This window comes from Pseudomonas sp. AC463 (assembly GCF_979253585.1).
Genome location: NZ_CEEDDZ010000632.1, coordinates 1 through 270 on the forward strand (window position 1 = coordinate 1; position 270 = coordinate 270).

Genomic DNA, 270 nt, shown 5'->3' on the forward strand with positions numbered 1-270 from the left:
GCGGTTCGCATCGCCCTGGCTGCTCTATCTGCTGCCGGTGGGCGGGTTCGTGGTCGGATTGCTCTACCATCTCACCGGGCGCTCGGTGGAGGGCGGCAACAACCTGATCGTCGAGCAGATCCACGAGCCGGGCGGCGGTGTGCCGCTGCGGATGGCGCCGCTCATCTTCTTCGGCACAGTGGTGACGCATCTTTTCGGTGGCTCGGCCGGACGTGAAGGCACCGCCGTCCAATTAGGCGGAAGCCTTGCCGGCGGTTTCGGCCGCGCGCT

Annotated in this window: 1 protein-coding gene; it reads left to right on the forward strand. The window is 67.4% G+C overall.

The window, feature by feature from the left end:
* On the forward strand, positions 1-270 hold a 270-nt coding region (locus AC0IYH_RS31740; protein ID WP_471838240.1), incomplete at both ends, for a chloride channel protein.